Raw genomic sequence first — 16325 nt, 5'->3', positions numbered from 1 at the left:
AAATGGGGGCACTAAATGAAAAATCAAGCACACAACGCTCAAATTTCGGGCATACATCAACGTTTATTCCCGGGAAAACCAATATGACAGGGTTTGATGGGGCCAACAAAAAAGGCGGCCCATCCAGACCGCCTTTTTGAATAACCAAGCAAACCAATACTACCAGCCTGTGACGTCCTTCAGGCCATTACCGATCTCCGCCAAACTGCGCACTGTTTTGACGCCCGCATCTTCCAGAGCAGCAAACTTTTCATCCGCCGTACCCTTGCCACCCGCAATAATAGCGCCCGCGTGGCCCATTCGTTTCCCAGCCGGGGCGGTCACACCAGCAATGTAGGATACAACCGGTTTGGTAACGTTATGTTTGATGTACAGGGCAGCTTCTTCTTCAGCAGTACCACCAATCTCGCCAATCATGACAATCGCTTCAGTGGCCGGGTCTTTTTCAAACAGAGCCAGAATGTCTATAAAGTTGGAACCCGGTATCGGATCTCCACCGATACCCACACAGGTGGACTGACCAAATCCGGAGTCTGTCGTCTGCTTGACCGCTTCATAGGTCAGGGTGCCAGAGCGGGATACAATCCCCACCCTACCCGGCAGATGAATGTGACCGGGCATGATGCCAATTTTGGATTCACCTGGCGTGATCACACCGGGGCAGTTTGGCCCGATCAATCGCACACCCAATTCATCACACTTAACTTTGCAATCGAGCATATCCAGCGTGGGAATACCTTCTGTAATACAGACAATCAATTTGATTCCCGCATTGGCAGCCTCAAGAATGGAATCCTTGCAAAAAGGTGCCGGTACATAGATAACTGATGCCTCGGCAGCCGTCTGGGCAACGGCGTCAGCCACTGTGTTAAACACTGGCAAACCGAGGTGGGTTGAGCCACCTTTACCCGGTGTAACGCCACCCACCATATTGGTGCCGTAGGCAATCGCCTGCTCGGAGTGAAAGGTTCCCTGACCACCGGTAATACCCTGACAGATCACCCTGGTCGATTTATTGATCAAAATTGCCATTACTGGTTACCCTCCGCTGCTTTTACCACTTGCTCCGCCGCATCAGTAAGGCTGGTGGCCGCAATAATATTCAATCCGCTGTCAGCAAGAAGCTTGGAGCCAAGCTCGGCATTATTGCCTTCCAAGCGCACCACTACAGGAACCTTCACGCCCACTTCTTCAACGGCACCGATAACGCCCTCCGCAATCAGATCACAGCGAACAATGCCACCGAATATATTGATCAAAACCGCTTCGACCTTGTCGTCAGAGAGGATAATTTTAAAGGCCTCAACCACGCGTTCTTTGGTCGCACCACCACCTACATCAAGAAAGTTAGCCGGTTGACCTCCGTGCAATTTGACAATATCCATCGTCCCCATGGCGAGACCGGCACCATTCACCATACAGCCGATATTTCCGTCCAGGGCCACATAGTTGAGATCCCATCTGGCGGCGTGGGCCTCGCGGGCATCTTCCTGAGAGGGATCGTGCATACCCTGCAGTTTTTTCTGACGATACATGGCATTGCTGTCGATATTAATCTTGCCGTCGAGACAATGCAGACTGCCTTCGTCAGTGATGACCAGCGGATTAATCTCCAGCAATGCAAGATCGTAATCATGGAACAATTTTGACAGGCCAAGAAATAACTTGGTGAACTGTTTAATCTGCTCAGCGTTGAGGCCCAGCTTGAAGCCCAACTCGCGAGCCTGGTAGGGCTGTGCGCCTGTGAGCGGATCAATTATCGCCTTGAGAATTTTCTCTGGGGTTTCTTCCGCAACCTTCTCGATTTCAACGCCGCCTTCTGTCGAGGCCATAAAAACCACGCGACGGGTTGATCGGTCGATGACGGCACCAAGGTATAACTCCTGGGCAATGTTTGTGACAGACTCAACGAGAACCCGGCTTACAGGTTGTCCACTACTGTCTGTCTGGTACGTCACCAGACGATTACCCAGCCACTCCCGGGCAAAGGCTTCAATTTCTGCTCTGGATGTCACCAGTTTGACACCCCCCGCTTTACCCCTGCCACCAGCATGTACCTGGGCTTTTACCACCCAGCGGTCACCGCCAATCACATCAGCAGCGGCAACGGCTTCCTTGACCGTTTCTGCTGCGATGCCCTCGGATACTGGCAGACCATACTCAGCAAACAGCTGCTTTGCCTGATATTCGTGAAGGTTCATTGTCATTCCCGTTTGTCGGTTAAGGATAATAAATAAGAAAACTCCGCAGGTCGTTGAGAACTGCGGAGTTATAAGACAAAAACTATTTCCGTTTCTTGCGGTTCGGTATGTGGATGGCGTGACCATTAACTGCCAGTGCAGCTTCATGAACCGACTCTGATAGGGTGGGATGTGCAAAGACCGTCATACCGATATCTTCCGCACTCGACCCAAACTCCATCGCAATCGCCACTTGCTGCACAAGATCTGCTGCACTGGGGCCGACGATATGGCAACCGAGGATACGATCAGTTTCTGCATGAGCGATCAGCTTTACCATACCCTCGCTGTCATTTGCTGCAAGAGCACGACCACTGGCGACGAAGGGGAATACACCGATACTGTAAGGCTCACCAGCTTGCTTCAGCTGTTCTTCGGTTTTGCCAACGGAGGCAATCTCCGGGTGCGTGTAGATAACATTGGGGACGATATCGTAATTCATCTGGGTTGTTTGACCCGCGATACGCTCGGCGACCATGACACCTTCTTCTGAACCTTTGTGAGCCAGCATTGGTCCTCGTACCACATCACCGACAGCCCATACCCCGGGCGCATTCGTGGCGCATTTTTCATTGACAAAGATGAAACCACGCTCATCGAGATTGACGCCGCAATCAGGCGCCAGAAGCCCTTCAGTAAAGGGTCGACGACCAACACAAACTATCAATTTATCAAAGGTCTCTTTAACTTCTTCACCGTCACTGTTCTGATAGGTGACAACAACCTCTTTAGCTTTTACGTCACTGCCAGTAACCCGGCACCCCAAACGGATATCCAGCCCCTGTTTGGTAAATATCTTCAGTGATTCCTTAGCAATTTGCTGGTCCATGATAGACAGAAAATCTGTCATTGCCTCGAGGAGCACAACCTTGCTACCCAGGCGGTTCCAGACACTCCCCAACTCCAGCCCAATTACCCCCGCACCAATCACACCCAGTCGCTTTGGCACAGCTGTCAATTCGAGAGCACCAGTGGAATCGAGAATAATTTTGCCATCAATGGGTGCCACTGGAATGTTGATGGGCTGAGAACCTGTCGCAATAATCACGTTATCAGCAGCGAGCACTTGTTTGCCGCCCTTGTGATCCGTCAACTCAACTTCCTTCCCAGACAACAACTTACCTGTGCCGAACAGGGACGTAACGCCATTACTTTTCAATAAACCTGCAATACCACCCGTGAGCTGCTCCACAATTTTGGTTTTGCGCTCAATCATCGCTTTTACATCAATTTTTACGCTCGTGGTGCTAATACCATGAACCGATAATTCACTTTTCGCCTCATGGTATTTATAGGAGCTATCCAACAATGCTTTAGATGGAATACACCCAACATTCAGGCAAGTGCCGCCATTAACGCCTTCGCCCTTGGCATTTTGCCACTTTTCAATACAAGCAGTCTTGAGACCCAGTTGGGCGCAACGAATGGCAGCAACATAACCGGCAGGACCAGCTCCAATCACGATGACATCATATTTTTCTGGCATTATTAATCCTATTAAATTCAGTTAACTAGGAATTATATCTCAAGTAAAATCTTAGCTGGATTTTCGATCATTTCCTTTATTGCCACAAGAAACTGCACCGCCTCCTTGCCATCGACCAAGCGGTGATCGTAAGACAATGCAAGATACATCATCGGGCGAATGACCACTTGACCGTTTTCGGCCACCGGGCGCTCCTGAATTTTGTGCATACCCAATATTGCCGTTTGCGGGGGATTCAGGATCGGAGTTGACAACAACGATCCAAACACGCCTCCGTTTGTAATCGTGAACGTACCACCCGTCATTTCTTCAATCGACAGTTTGCCATCGCGAGCCTTCGCACCAAATTCAGCAATCGTGCTCTCAACATCAGCGATACTCATTGTATCGGCGTTACGCAACACTGGCACAACCAGACCCTTATCGGTTGAAACTGCCACACCTACATCCTGATAGCCGTGATAAACAACATCCGGGCCATCAATAGAGGCATTCACGGCAGGGAAGCGTTTCAGTGCTTCAGTGGCGGCACGGACAAAGAAGCCCATAAATCCAAGCCGGGTACCATTGTGAATCTTGGAGAATGAATCCTTGAATTCTGTGCGCAAATTCATGATTCGGTGCATATCCACTTCATTGAAGGTGGTCAGCATTGCGGTCGTTTGGGTCACCTGAACCAGGCGATCAGCAATACGTGAACGCATACGTGTCATCGGGACACGTTTTTCGACTCGGTCTCCCTCCGCAAGAGGCGGCAGGCTGGCAGCTGGCGCTGGCGCACTGGCAGCCGCTGGCTGCTCAGGAGAAGCCGGTTGAATGGCGACAATATCCTCTTTGGTTATTCTGCCATCTTTGCCGGTTCCGCTGACATTTTGCAGGTTCACACCTTTTTCTTCAGCTAGCTTCCTGGCTGCAGGGCTGGCAATTTTTTCGTCGCTCGAATCTTTACCGCTATCATCAGATTTTACTTCCGGCTCAGGATTTTTTTCCACTGCCGGCTTCGCAGCACTGCTCCCGGCAACAACGCGGGCAATGATCTCGTTGCTCTGAACAATATCCCCCTCGCCCTTCAAGACTTCTTCCAGTGTTCCGTCTGCGGGAGCAACCACTTCGAGAACCACTTTGTCCGTCTCGATATCCACCAGTAACTCGTCACGAGTAACGGAATCCCCAGGCTTTTTATGCCAGGTAGCAATATTTCCCTCCTGAACGGATTCAGGGAAAGTAGGTGCCTTAATTTCAATGCTCATTTTTTATCATTTCCTTGGTCAAGGATGGTTTTTGGCGGCTAAAAGCTCAGCGCTTCATTAACAAATCTTGCCTGTTCCTCAAGGTGTGCCGACATGTAACCCGCAGCCGGCGCTGCCGAGGCAGGTCGACCGACATAACGAAGGGTTAAACCCGCATTATACTGATCGAGCACACTGCGCATGTGATGTTGACTGCTGTACCAGGCCCCCTGGTTTATGGGCTCTTCCTGGCACCACACCACCTCCTCTAAACAGGTATACTCACTGAGCACATTCAGCAAGTCTTCATCGGGAAACGGGTATAGCTGCTCAATACGCACCATGGCAATATCGTCAATTTTGCGCTCCATCCGCTCCTCCAGCATATGGTAATAGACTTTACCCGAGCACAATATCAAGCGGCGCGCCTTATCCGGAGCCACCTCTCGCTCGGGAATCACTGGCATAAAATGGCCATCGGCAAGATCTTCCAGCGAGGAAGTGGCAAGCTTGTGACGCAGGATCCATTTAGGGCTCATGACGACCAGGGGTCGGCGCATTGGCCTGATCGCCTGGCGACGAAGCATATGGTAGACCTGAGCAGGGGTTGTCGGGATACAGACCTGAATATTGTGCTCGGCACAGAGCTGCAGAAAACGCTCGAGTCTGGCCGATGAATGTTCCGGGCCCTGTCCTTCATAACCGTGCGGCAACAACATGGTCAGGCCACATAAACGCCCCCACTTGTGTTCACCGCTGGTAATAAATTGGTCAATGACAACCTGAGCGCCGTTCGCAAAATCTCCGAACTGTGCTTCCCATATCACCAGACCGGAGGGTGCAGTTGTCGAGTAGCCGTACTCAAATGCCAGAACGGCCTCTTCTGACAGGAAGGAATCGTAAATATCGAACACGGGCTGATTTTCTGAAAGATGCTTGAGCGGCGTGTAGGTTTCAGCATCTTTCTGGTTATAGAGCACTGCATGGCGATGAGAGAAAGTACCGCGACCAATATCCTGACCGGTCATCCGAATGGGATAACCCTGCTCTAATAACGTTGCATAGGCCAGAAGTTCTGCCATGCCCCAGTTCAGTTCCAGAGCCCCAGCCGCCATCTTCAGCCGGTCGTCATAAATTTTTTCCACCTGACGCTGCAACACAATACCTTCCGGAACCCGGCACATTCTGGTTGCCAGATCTTTCAGCTTGGTCAGCGGAAAGGACGTATCTGCTGGCGTCACCCACTCGTGCCCCAAGTAGGGAGACCAGTCGACAAACAGCGCATCATCTGGCTCTGAGACCAGCTTGTTCACGACATTATGGCCCTTGTCGAGGATGTTCCGATAATCGGCAAGCAGGCTGTCCGCTGCAGACTCATCAAGCACCCCTTCACTTGCCAGCCTGTCGGCATAAAGCGCTCTGGTGGTTTTATGTTGCTTGATAATCTTGTACATCAGAGGCTGGGTAGAAGAAGGCTCATCCGTTTCGTTATGGCCTCTGCGACGGTAGCAGAACAGATCAATGACAATATCCCGCTTGAACTGATAGCGATAATCTGCAGCCAGAGAGGTAGCAAACATCACCGCATCTGGATCATCTGCATTAACATGAATGATCGGGGCCTGAACCATTTTTGCCACATCAGTACAGTATTCTGTGGAGCGAGCGTCTTCCTTGCGACTGGTGGTAAAACCCACCTGATTATTGATCACGAGATGAATGCTTCCACCCGTTTTGTAAGCGCGGGTCTGAGACATCTGGAACGTTTCCATCACCACACCCTGTCCGGCAAAAGACGCATCGCCGTGGACAATAACGGGAACGACCTGATCACCCTCTGGATCTTCTCTGCGGTCCTGGCGCGCTCTGGCCGAGCCCACGACTACCGGGGATGCAATCTCCAGGTGAGAGGGGTTGAAAGCCAGAGCCAAATGCACTTCGCCACCCGGGGTCATGACATTTGAAGAAAACCCCTGGTGGTATTTCACGTCCCCCGAGGTATCGACATGCCTTTTACCCTCAAATTCAGCGAACAGATCAGCTGGACTTTTGCCCAACACATTCACAAGAACATTGAGTCGTCCGCGGTGGGCCATGGCCAACACAATTTCTTTGGCGCCGTATTCCCCGACTCGTTCGATCAGGCCGTCGAGCATCGGGATCAGTGATTCGGCACCCTCCAGACCAAATCGTTTGGTACCGGGATACTTGGAATCCAAGTGCCGCTCCAGCCCTTCAGCTGCCGTCAGTCGTTGCAACACGTGCTTACGCGTTTCAGCATCATAAGTGGGCTTCGAGCGCACACTCTCAAGGCGCTGTTGAAACCACTGCTTTTCAGCCAGATCAGTGATGTGCATCAGCTCCACACCGACGTGACGACAGTAGGTCTCCTCCAAAGCAGAGATGATTTCCTTCAGCGTGGCTTCTTGTTTACCAATAAACAATGTGCCACATTGAAAAGTGGTATCAAGATCGGCTTCCGTCAGGCCGTGATAAGAAAGCTGCAGATCTGGGACTATCTCCCGTTTCATGATACCCAAGGGGTCAAGGCTTGCTTTCTGATGGCCGCGGTTGCGGTAGGAACTGATGAGATGGAGTACTTTAACCTGCTTCCGTTCATGTTCGATATTGACGCCACCGGAACCGGGTGCGGGTACAGGTCTTGCCCTGCGACGACCGAGCAACTCAAAGTGCTCCTGTATAGTCGCATGGGATACGTCAATCCCATTATGGCCGTTAACACCGGGAAGCGAACTAAAGAAGGAGCGCCACTCGTCAGGCACTGCATTGGGGTCGTGTAAATAGGTTTCGTACAAACCTTCGATATATGCAGCATTCCCACCGGAAAGATGAGAAGTGCGCAAAAATTGCTGCATGATGCTTTCAGGCATCGAAATATTTCCTGTAGTCAGTCAGATAACAAAATCACCAAGACTCCCGGCAAAGGAAGCCTTGGCAGATTGTACTGTAATGTACTTTAAGTAGCACTTCTCAGTAGCATATTTCTGATATGACCAATCGCTTTGGTGGGGTTGAGCCCCTTGGGACAAACCGCCACACAATTTTGAATTCCATGACAACGAAAAACACTAAACGGATCCTCGAGATTGGCAAGCCGTTGCTCAGTATCCGTGTCACGGCTATCCACCAGAAAACGATAGGCCTGAAGCAGACCCGCAGGCCCGATAAACTTGTCCGGATTCCACCAGAAAGAGGGACAACTGGTAGAACAGCATGCACACAGGATACATTCATAGAGACCGTCCAGTTTGGCTCGATCTTCCGGAGACTGCAGGCGTTCAATTGCGGGTGCCGGTTGATTGTTTACCAGATATGGCTGAATCTTTTCATACTGGGCATAGAACTGGCCCATATCGATTACCAGATCCCGAATAACCGGCAGGCCAGGTAGCGGGCGAAGCACCAGCTTGTTATTTTTCACTGCTGCCGAGAGCGGCGTAATACAAGCCAAACCATTCTTGCCATTGATATTCACACCATCTGAACCGCAGACACCCTCACGGCAGGAACGGCGGTAAGACAACGTTGAATCCTGCGCTTTGAGCTGCTCTAAAACATCTAGCACCATCACGTCCTTGCCGGCAGTATCCACTTCATAGTCCTGCATGTATGGAGCTTCGTCCGTCTCAGGATTGTAGCGATAAATACTAACTTTCAACATGGTTCAAACCCTTATCAGTAGGTACGCGCCTTAGGCGCGAAGGCTTCCATGGTTTTGGGTGCAAAATTCACACCTCGCTTACCAACTTCTTTGGTCTCGGGAAAGTAGACCGAATGGCACAACCAGTTTGCATCGTCGCGCTCGGTAAAGTCCTCGCGGGCATGAGCGCCACGGCTTTCTGTTCGGACTTCGGCAGTAATGGCAGTAGCCTCTGCAACCTCCAGGAGATTTTGCAGTTCCAACGCCTCGATACGGGCTGTATTAAAAGCGTTGCTCTTGTCATCCAGGCGGACATTCTTTATGCGGGGACGAAGGGCCTTAAGTTTCTCAATACCCTCCAGCATGTAATCGCCGCGGCGGAACACACCAAAATAGTTTTGCATGATACTTTGCAGCTCAGCCCGCAACTCTGCGGTAGTCTCACCCTCAGTCGAATTATTGATTCGGTTTATGCCGGACATAGCCGCTTCAATATCTGCATCAGTGGCATCCTTCAGGTCAATTCCCTCGCGCAGAGCCTGCTCGATGAACAGGCCCGATGAACGACCGAACACCACCAGATCCAGCAACGAGTTGCCGCCGAGGCGGTTTGCCCCATGAACAGACACACAGGCCACCTCACCGCAGGCGTACAGGCCATCAATAACCCGATCGTTACCATCGATATCAAGGGTCAACGCCTGACCAGAGACATTAGTGGGGATACCACCCATCATATAGTGGCATGTCGGCACGACAGGAATAGGCTCCTTGACCGGATCCACGTGGGCAAACGTACGAGACAACTCACAGATACCGGGCAGACGACTTTCAAGAATCTCTTCGCCGAGGTGGTCCAGCTTGAGCAGCACGTGATCGCCTTTTTCACCACAACCACGGCCTTCCAGAATTTCCAGCACCATGGACCGGGCAACCACGTCCCGACCCGCCAGGTCTTTAGCATTGGGGGCATAGCGCTCCATAAAGCGCTCACCATCCTTATTGATCAGATACCCGCCCTCACCACGACAGCCCTCTGTCACCAGTGTGCCGGCACCAGCAATCCCGGTGGGATGGAACTGCCACATTTCAATATCCTGAACAGGAAAACCGGCCCTGAGGGCCATACCGACACCGTCACCCGTATTGATGTGCGCGTTGGTGGTCGACGCATAAATCCTTCCTGCACCACCGGTGGCGAGCACCGTGGCCTTGGACTTCACGTAAACGGTTTCGCCCGTTTCAATATTGATGGCAATAACGCCGACAACCGCATTATCGGCATTTTTCACGAGGTCGACTGCAAACCACTCATTAAAGAACACCGTATTGTTTTTGATATTATTTTGGTAGAGCGTGTGCAACAGAGCATGGCCCGTACGGTCGGCTGCAGCGCAGGTTCTCGCCGCCTGTCCGCCTTCACCAAAATTCTTGGACTGTCCGCCGAACGGGCGTTGATAAATACGCCCCTCTTCGGTACGAGAAAATGGAAGGCCCATATGCTCCAGCTCAAATACTGCCTCTGGCCCGACAGAACACATATATTCAATGGCCTCTTGATCACCGATATAGTCGGAACCTTTGACCGTGTCATACATATGCCAGCGCCAATCGTCGTTCGGATCGTCGCTGGCAATCGCACAGGTAATTCCACCTTGCGCTGAAACTGTGTGTGAGCGGGTTGGGAAAACCTTGGAAATCACCGCTGTCTTGTAGCCGGACTGGGCCAATTGGAGCGCCGCTCTCATGCCGGCACCACCACCACCGACGATTACGCCGTCAAACGAAATGGTTCTTACACTACTCATGGATTTAGATTCCCCATACGATATCAAGAGCCCATATGACATAAACCAGGGTGACCGCAATCATTCCCAGCTGAAGAAAAATACGCAGAGGTGTGGCCTTTGGACCAAGCAAACGCTCTGTCACATAATCGGTCAACACCGCCCACAAACCTATCCAGGCGTGGATAGCGATAGACAGCACTGTCAGGACATTAAAGATTTTCATGGCGATATGGCTATGCAGCCCGAGCCACTGGCTGTATTCAAGACCGGAATTAAACAGCAGGTAGGCTGTGATAAATACCGTGTAGGCAGCCATAACCACGGCGGTAACACGTTGCAGCAACCAATCTGAGAGGCCACTGCGACTGAAGCTCGTAACATTGGTAATCATACCCATACCCAGACCCCCGCAAGAAGAATTAGAACAACAGCAACAACCAGTACAATTTTTGCGCCCAGGCGGCCACCCTCAAGGGTTTCGCCCACGCCAAAATCCATAATCAAGTGCCGGACACCCGCGACAACATGGTAGGCCAGGCCCGCCAATGCTGCCCAGACAATCAACTGACAAATCGGGCTGCCCATCGTTTCCCTGATAGCATTAAATCCCTCTTCCGAGGACAAGCTGGTATCCAGCAACCACAGAAACACAGCAACTGCACCGAACAGTGCAACACCGGAAACACGATGCAAAATAGATACATAGGAGGTTATCGGAAGCGCTATTGTTCCGATATCAAGATTTACAGGTCTTTTCTTGTTCACGATATACACACCTTAAGTCCGCAGGTTGGGCAGAATGCAGAAATATAACGCAGGGAAAATCGGCTAACCGTCGTCGGCATACCGGGCTAAAATCGGGGAAAAATTATAGGAGTATTGTAACAGGATTACAATGAAACCTGTCCGCCATTCACTATTGAAGCAGTTATAGCCACAAAAGATAGCCGCTATTCACTCGCTGTATTTGCAGTAAAATTGACAAATCCAGAGAGAAGGCTATAGTTTTGCGCCTCAGAAATAGTTTGCACGCTTGATGCTTGCATCTCGCTCCCTGATTCGTAGGAGAACCCAATGAGCAATAAGAAGGTCCATCTTTCTGTAGAGGGCACAGATATTCATCTTGAATTACCGATACTTAAAGGTACTCTCGGCCAAGATGTCATCGATATCTCCAAGGTGCCTGAAACAGGTTGTTTTACGTTCGACCCCGGCTTTGGTGCCACTGCTGCCTGTGAATCAAAAATCACTTTCATTGATGGCGACAAGGGCGTATTGCTTCATCGCGGCTACCCTATAGAACAGCTTGCACAAAAATCCGATTATCTTGAGACCTGTTATCTGCTGCTAAACGGTGAACTACCCTCCCCTGAGGGGAAAAAAGATTTTGAGCAGATTATCAGAATGCACACCATGGTAAATCGCTCCATCGAGCAATTCATGTCCGGCTTCCGTTACGATGCGCACCCTATGGCCATGCTGTGTGGCGCAGTAGGCGGCCTGTCATCGTTTTACCACGACTCCATGGATATCAACGATCCGGAGCATCGACTGATTACCGCACATCGACTGATTGCCAAAATGCCGACCCTTGCGGCCATGTGCCACAAACACTTTATTGGCCAACCTTACATGTACCCCGATAACAAACTGGGTTATGCAGAGAATTTTCTGCACATGATGTTTGGCACTCCCTGCGAAGAGAGCAACATCAATCCCGTTATTGCGAAGGCGATGGATCTGTTGTTCCTCCTACATGCTGACCACGAACAAAATGCCTCCACCTCGACCGTCCGTCTCGCCGGCTCTTCAGGCGCCAACCCCTATTCCTGTATAGCTGCGGGCATCGCAGCACTGTGGGGGCCCGCTCACGGTGGCGCCAACCAGGCTGTTCTGGAAATGCTCGAGCAAATCGGCGATGAAAAACACATCGATAAGTACGTGGTTCGCGCCAAGGACAAAGACGACCCCTTCCGACTGATGGGCTTCGGCCACCGGGTCTACAAAAACTTCGACCCTCGCGCCAAGGTCATGAAAGAAGCCTGTGACGCAGTACTGGCTGAACTCGGCATCGAAAATGATCCATTGCTGAAAATCGCCAAGCGGCTGGAACAGATTGCACTGGAAGATGAGTATTTTGTTGAGAAAAAACTCTACCCTAATGTGGATTTCTACTCCGGCATCATCATGAAAGCTATCGGTATTCCCACTGAAATGTTCACTGTTATCTTCGCCACCGGGCGCACCGTTGGCTGGATATCTCACTGGAACGAGATGCTGAGCAACCCCTACCGTATCGGTCGCCCGAGACAACTCTACACGGGCTCGCCCAAACGGGATTATCCCCAGTAAGATCAGGTAAACTGCCAATCTCTGTATACCAAAAAAGCCACTCCTTGAGTGGCTTTTTTAATTCTTCCCTGTCCCGGCCTCGACTCTCCAACCTTACAACTGCACAGTCGCTATTCTTTCCAGGAGGTTACAGCTAGCAGCTAAATCCATTATTCTGTAGTAACATCAAAAAAAAGCTAACCTGAACTTGATCCAAAAAATCGAGTCTCAGTAAAAAGTTACATCCGGAGGCTACAAATGAGCATTAAACCAGTGAGCAAACTACTTCTACCCATCACCATAGTGCTGTCATTATTATTCACAGCAACGGCATATGCAGCGGAGAATACACCTGAAGGTGTCGTCAACAGCTACTACGCTGCATTAAAAGCACGAAAATACGAAGATGCTTACGACCTGCTGACACCAAGAATGATCGATGGTCGCACCAAAAAAGAGTACGCAGCTGACTGGAAGAATATCGTGGATATGGCGTCTGTCATTCTGCACGAATACGGCATATCGTCAGTCGAAATTGACGGAGAAACGGCCAAGGTCAATGCCTGGACCAGGGCCAGCGACGTCTTTAACACCAAAGGCATTATTGAAAAAGAAGTTGATTATCTGATCCTGACAGACGGCGTCTGGAAACTGGATGCAACAGAGGTCAGCATGGAAGCAGTCGATATGTAATGCAATCCTGTCAACAAAGCCGCCCTTTCGGGCGGTTTTTTTGTGCCTGCTGATTGGCATTGGCACGACTAACGTCCAATAGAGCACCGCACCAATTCATGGAAGACTCAGCGGCAGAATATGTGGAAACAGAAGGCAGTCAGATAATGCAAAAAATTCAGGCCTACATCGTTGGTGCACTCCTGATGTTCGGTTCTGCCACCTGGGCAGCTATCTATGCACAGAATGTATCCTCGGTCATCGCCATACTCTCGATCCCATCGCTTCTCGCCGGCTATATCTATGGCACAGCCCTACCACAATATGTATGGGGAATGTTGCTGGGGATATGCTCTTATATGCTGTTGGAGTTTTTTATGTATGGCCCCGTATACCAGACAACCGGCCTGATTTACGGCATTGCCTTCTTCACTGCCCTGGGGTGTGCCACGATCGGCTATGCACTGCTCCGCTGGAAAACCGGAAGAATGAGCCGTTTCTCCGATTAACACAGCAGCACATCAGCCTTCGATTGAGTGAATCGAAACGTAGCGCCTGACTCCTTCGTACCACAAACCCTCCTCCCCCGAGCAATATCTGAAATAGAGGCCACCCGACACATCGGCATGAAACAGTCATGTCTCGCTCAGTCCAGAATAGAAATACCCAGTGCGCCCCCTGAGAGTGAAACTATGGTCATATCGCAATCATCTTGGGGCTTTTTTTCTGCTGCGATCAGGCCATTTCTATATTCATCACTCATTTCATGGATCACATAGGTAAACGTTTGAGCTGAGCGGCTTGCCGGTGGAAGTCTGCTCGAGCGAAGGATTAGGCGTCACCTTCGTCGCTCAGCTCAGGCTCTCTCAAACTCGACCCTGTAGGTGCAAAGCCGGCCGTCCATTGGATCGACGGTTTCCGGCGTAGTGTAGATGAGGTTCTCACCTGAAAACGAGAGCAGTCTTGTCTGTTTGGTTCCGGTCCACAGCTCGTTCCAGCTACCGTCCAGTGTGTGGATGACTCTATCAGCCAGCACTTCGTACGAACCGACATAGGCGAAGAGGGAATCGAACAGCGCGATCTTCTCCTCCGGTGAAGGCGGACTCGATTTCGGCTTGGGGCGTCCGCTCTTGAGAACGAAGACCATCAACCTTCCATTTGGCACGTAACTGATATAACCGAACGGGTTGGGCCCAAGTGCATCCAACTCTTCTCCGGATGACACCAGCACACGTTTCCACGACAGCATGCGCCAGGTGCCGAGTAAGCGCGTCGGAAGATCTGAGCTAAGGCGAGTGTCGTTAGACATGATCCCTCCGAGCGTGTAGCGCCCTAACGCCTGCATAAACGGCGCCCGACTAGGGCGTCCGATGGAGGCCCATCGGGCCGGAACGAATTTAATGCACTGGTTATATGGTGGTTCACGTTGGCAGACCCTCGAACTTCGGTACCTCCACTAACCGTTCATCCCAAACGGCTTTGCTGGATGAGAATATATGCGCCGTTGGCAACATCGTTAGTTGAGAGTCCAAACACCCTGCGGGAACAACGACTAAACCCGCGACTGGCGCATTTGGCAATGCTGAACCACAGAACTTACAAAAGCTCCGGCTATGACGAGTACCTGGAAGCGTAAAGGAAGCCACGGCATCTGCACCCGATTGCCAGACCAATTTAGCAAAATGCGAGAATAGATTTGCCGCATAGGCCGAACCCGTATCTTTTTGGCAATGCCGACAATGGCACAGGTAGAAGCTTTCGAATTCACCTTTGACCTGAAAACTCACCGTGCCGCACAGACAAGAACCGAAATGATCACTCATTAGAACTCCTTCCAAGGCCGGCGGGTGGCGTGCACATAACGCCCCAAGCAGGGGCATATTTTGCGTTTTGAGCGCAGCGAAGCAAAATATGTCCCACTGCCTTGGATTGTTATGAGCTGGATCAACCGCCAGCCCTGTCATAGCTGAGTGATGAGAACCGCCTTACTTCCAAGTAGCCAATTAACAGCAATAAACCTGAAAGCGATACCCCCATCCATGTAGCTATGAGCCCAAATTTTCCGCCAACGTTTAACATGTCTATCCCTGCCACTATTGCCAAAAGAAGCACACCAGCGCTGACAAAAAGCACCATCTGCTTCCGGCTACTCCGCGAAATCGGTGCACTACTAAGGTGACACGAACAGTGCGGACAAGAAAACAGGTAGTGATCTCCCTCCTTCACTTTCTCTTCAAGGTGAAGATATCCAAATTCTTCTCCGCAATTTGGGCATTTCACAACGCCAATCTCCTCTCTAAGCGCGCTCTACTCATAACATTTGTATATGGCGCACTCGCACTTTGCCAAAACTGATATTCGGCACTTTTTGATAACGGATTGATACAGAATAGAAAATTGAGGCATATCCGATTCCTTTCAGAATAAAGCGAGTTTTTCCTATTATCTAAAATAATAGGACCTCATTATTTTTTCTCGCGAACCTGTAACAACCTGTTTTATTTATATTATTTTTTTCGGTTGGCATGATAACGCGCATCAACTGAGTATAAACCGAGAGGGGGATTTAACAACACCTCGACATACTATATAAAAAAACAGCATATTGAGCGCACATACCCATGTAATTTAGATGGTGCACAAAGCTGGTGGCAAACCGGCGTAGAGGTTACCTTTCTGGAGATTTTCAGTGCAGCTTATCTTTCAACCACCACCTACCAGAAGTACGCGACCATCAACAAAAACTGGACTTAATATGGACTTAAATGGAGAAACGAAAAAGGCCCGCTTAAAAGCGGGCCTTTTATGACGTTGATTTACAACGATTTTTTGGTGGAGCTAAGCGGGATCGAACCGCTGACCTCAACACTGCCAGTGTTGCGCTCTCCCAGCTGAGCTATAGCCCCGTAAAAGAGG

The 16325-nt window shown here is 50.6% G+C and carries 14 protein-coding genes and 1 tRNA gene; 3 read left to right on the top strand and 12 right to left on the bottom strand.

Annotated elements, in window-relative coordinates:
* Positions 1–159: 159 nt before the first annotated feature.
* From sucD to sdhC, 9 genes are all read right to left on the bottom strand, one after another.
* Complete coding sequence (sucD, locus tag QZ516_RS04230; protein WP_036860383.1) at positions 160–1032, bottom strand: succinate--CoA ligase subunit alpha; 873 nt, start codon at positions 1030–1032, stop codon at positions 160–162.
* Positions 1032–2201, bottom strand: coding sequence for an ADP-forming succinate--CoA ligase subunit beta (gene sucC, locus QZ516_RS04225; protein WP_036860385.1), 1170 nt, complete (start codon positions 2199–2201; stop codon positions 1032–1034). Before sucC ends, sucD begins: the two co-directional genes overlap by 1 nt.
* An 82-nt stretch (positions 2202–2283) precedes the next feature.
* A complete protein-coding gene (gene lpdA / locus QZ516_RS04220; RefSeq protein WP_297186658.1) occupies positions 2284–3726 on the bottom strand; it encodes a dihydrolipoyl dehydrogenase in 1443 nt (480 codons plus the stop codon).
* Positions 3727–3758: 32 nt separating this feature from the next.
* Positions 3759–4976, bottom strand: coding sequence for a 2-oxoglutarate dehydrogenase complex dihydrolipoyllysine-residue succinyltransferase (gene odhB / locus QZ516_RS04215; protein ID WP_297186657.1), 1218 nt, complete (start codon positions 4974–4976; stop codon positions 3759–3761).
* 38 nt (positions 4977–5014) lie between these two features.
* On the bottom strand, positions 5015–7846 hold the full coding sequence (locus QZ516_RS04210; RefSeq protein ID WP_297186654.1) for a 2-oxoglutarate dehydrogenase E1 component: 2832 nt from the start codon (positions 7844–7846) through the stop codon (positions 5015–5017).
* 86 nt (positions 7847–7932) lie between these two features.
* On the bottom strand, positions 7933–8637 hold the full coding sequence (locus QZ516_RS04205) for a succinate dehydrogenase iron-sulfur subunit (protein ID WP_297186651.1): 705 nt from the start codon (positions 8635–8637) through the stop codon (positions 7933–7935).
* A 14-nt stretch (positions 8638–8651) separates the two neighbouring features.
* Positions 8652–10424 (bottom strand): succinate dehydrogenase flavoprotein subunit, encoded by a 1773-nt coding sequence (gene sdhA / locus QZ516_RS04200; protein WP_297186649.1) that lies wholly within the window; start codon positions 10422–10424, stop codon positions 8652–8654.
* Between the two features lie 4 nt (positions 10425–10428).
* Positions 10429–10797 carry a succinate dehydrogenase, hydrophobic membrane anchor protein gene (gene sdhD / locus QZ516_RS04195; RefSeq protein WP_297186646.1) on the bottom strand — a complete coding sequence of 123 codons (369 nt, stop codon included), beginning with the start codon at positions 10795–10797 and terminating at the stop codon, positions 10429–10431.
* Positions 10794–11171, bottom strand: coding sequence for a succinate dehydrogenase, cytochrome b556 subunit (gene sdhC / locus QZ516_RS04190; protein ID WP_297186643.1), 378 nt, complete (start codon positions 11169–11171; stop codon positions 10794–10796). The genes sdhD and sdhC overlap by 4 nt, the downstream gene beginning before the upstream one ends.
* Before the next feature lie 309 nt (positions 11172–11480).
* Between sdhC and gltA the strand changes: the two genes are divergently transcribed.
* The 3 genes from gltA (at position 11481) to QZ516_RS04175 (ending at position 13918) form a co-directional block, all read left to right on the top strand.
* Positions 11481–12758, top strand: a complete 1278-nt coding sequence (gene gltA, locus QZ516_RS04185; RefSeq protein ID WP_297186641.1) for a citrate synthase — start codon at positions 11481–11483, stop codon at positions 12756–12758.
* 237 nt (positions 12759–12995) lie between these two features.
* A complete protein-coding gene (locus QZ516_RS04180) occupies positions 12996–13430 on the top strand; it encodes a hypothetical protein (RefSeq protein WP_297186639.1) in 435 nt (144 codons plus the stop codon).
* Between the two features lie 98 nt (positions 13431–13528).
* Entirely contained in the window at positions 13529–13918 is a 390-nt protein-coding gene (locus QZ516_RS04175) for a hypothetical protein (RefSeq protein WP_297186637.1), read from the top strand.
* A gap of 347 nt (positions 13919–14265) precedes the next feature.
* On the opposite strand, the gene QZ516_RS04170 is transcribed toward QZ516_RS04175, so the two are convergent.
* The 3 genes from QZ516_RS04170 to QZ516_RS04160 all read right to left on the bottom strand — a co-directional run bounded on the left by QZ516_RS04170 (position 14266) and on the right by QZ516_RS04160 (position 16315).
* Complete coding sequence (locus QZ516_RS04170; protein WP_297186634.1) at positions 14266–14718, bottom strand: lipocalin-like domain-containing protein; 453 nt, start codon at positions 14716–14718, stop codon at positions 14266–14268.
* Positions 14719–14830: 112 nt separating this feature from the next.
* Positions 14831–15232 carry a GFA family protein gene (locus QZ516_RS04165; protein WP_297186631.1) on the bottom strand — a complete coding sequence of 134 codons (402 nt, stop codon included), beginning with the start codon at positions 15230–15232 and terminating at the stop codon, positions 14831–14833.
* A gap of 1007 nt (positions 15233–16239) precedes the next feature.
* Positions 16240–16315: transfer RNA gene (locus QZ516_RS04160), tRNA-Ala, on the bottom strand.
* Between the last annotated feature and the right edge of the window lie 10 nt (positions 16316–16325).

The sequence above is a fragment of the uncultured Porticoccus sp. genome (assembly GCF_913061305.1).
In the GTDB taxonomy this organism is placed as follows: Bacteria; Pseudomonadota; Gammaproteobacteria; order Pseudomonadales; family Porticoccaceae; genus Porticoccus.
The sequence above is the reverse complement of the archived record's forward strand: the minus strand, read 5'-3'. Positions and strand labels throughout refer to the sequence as shown.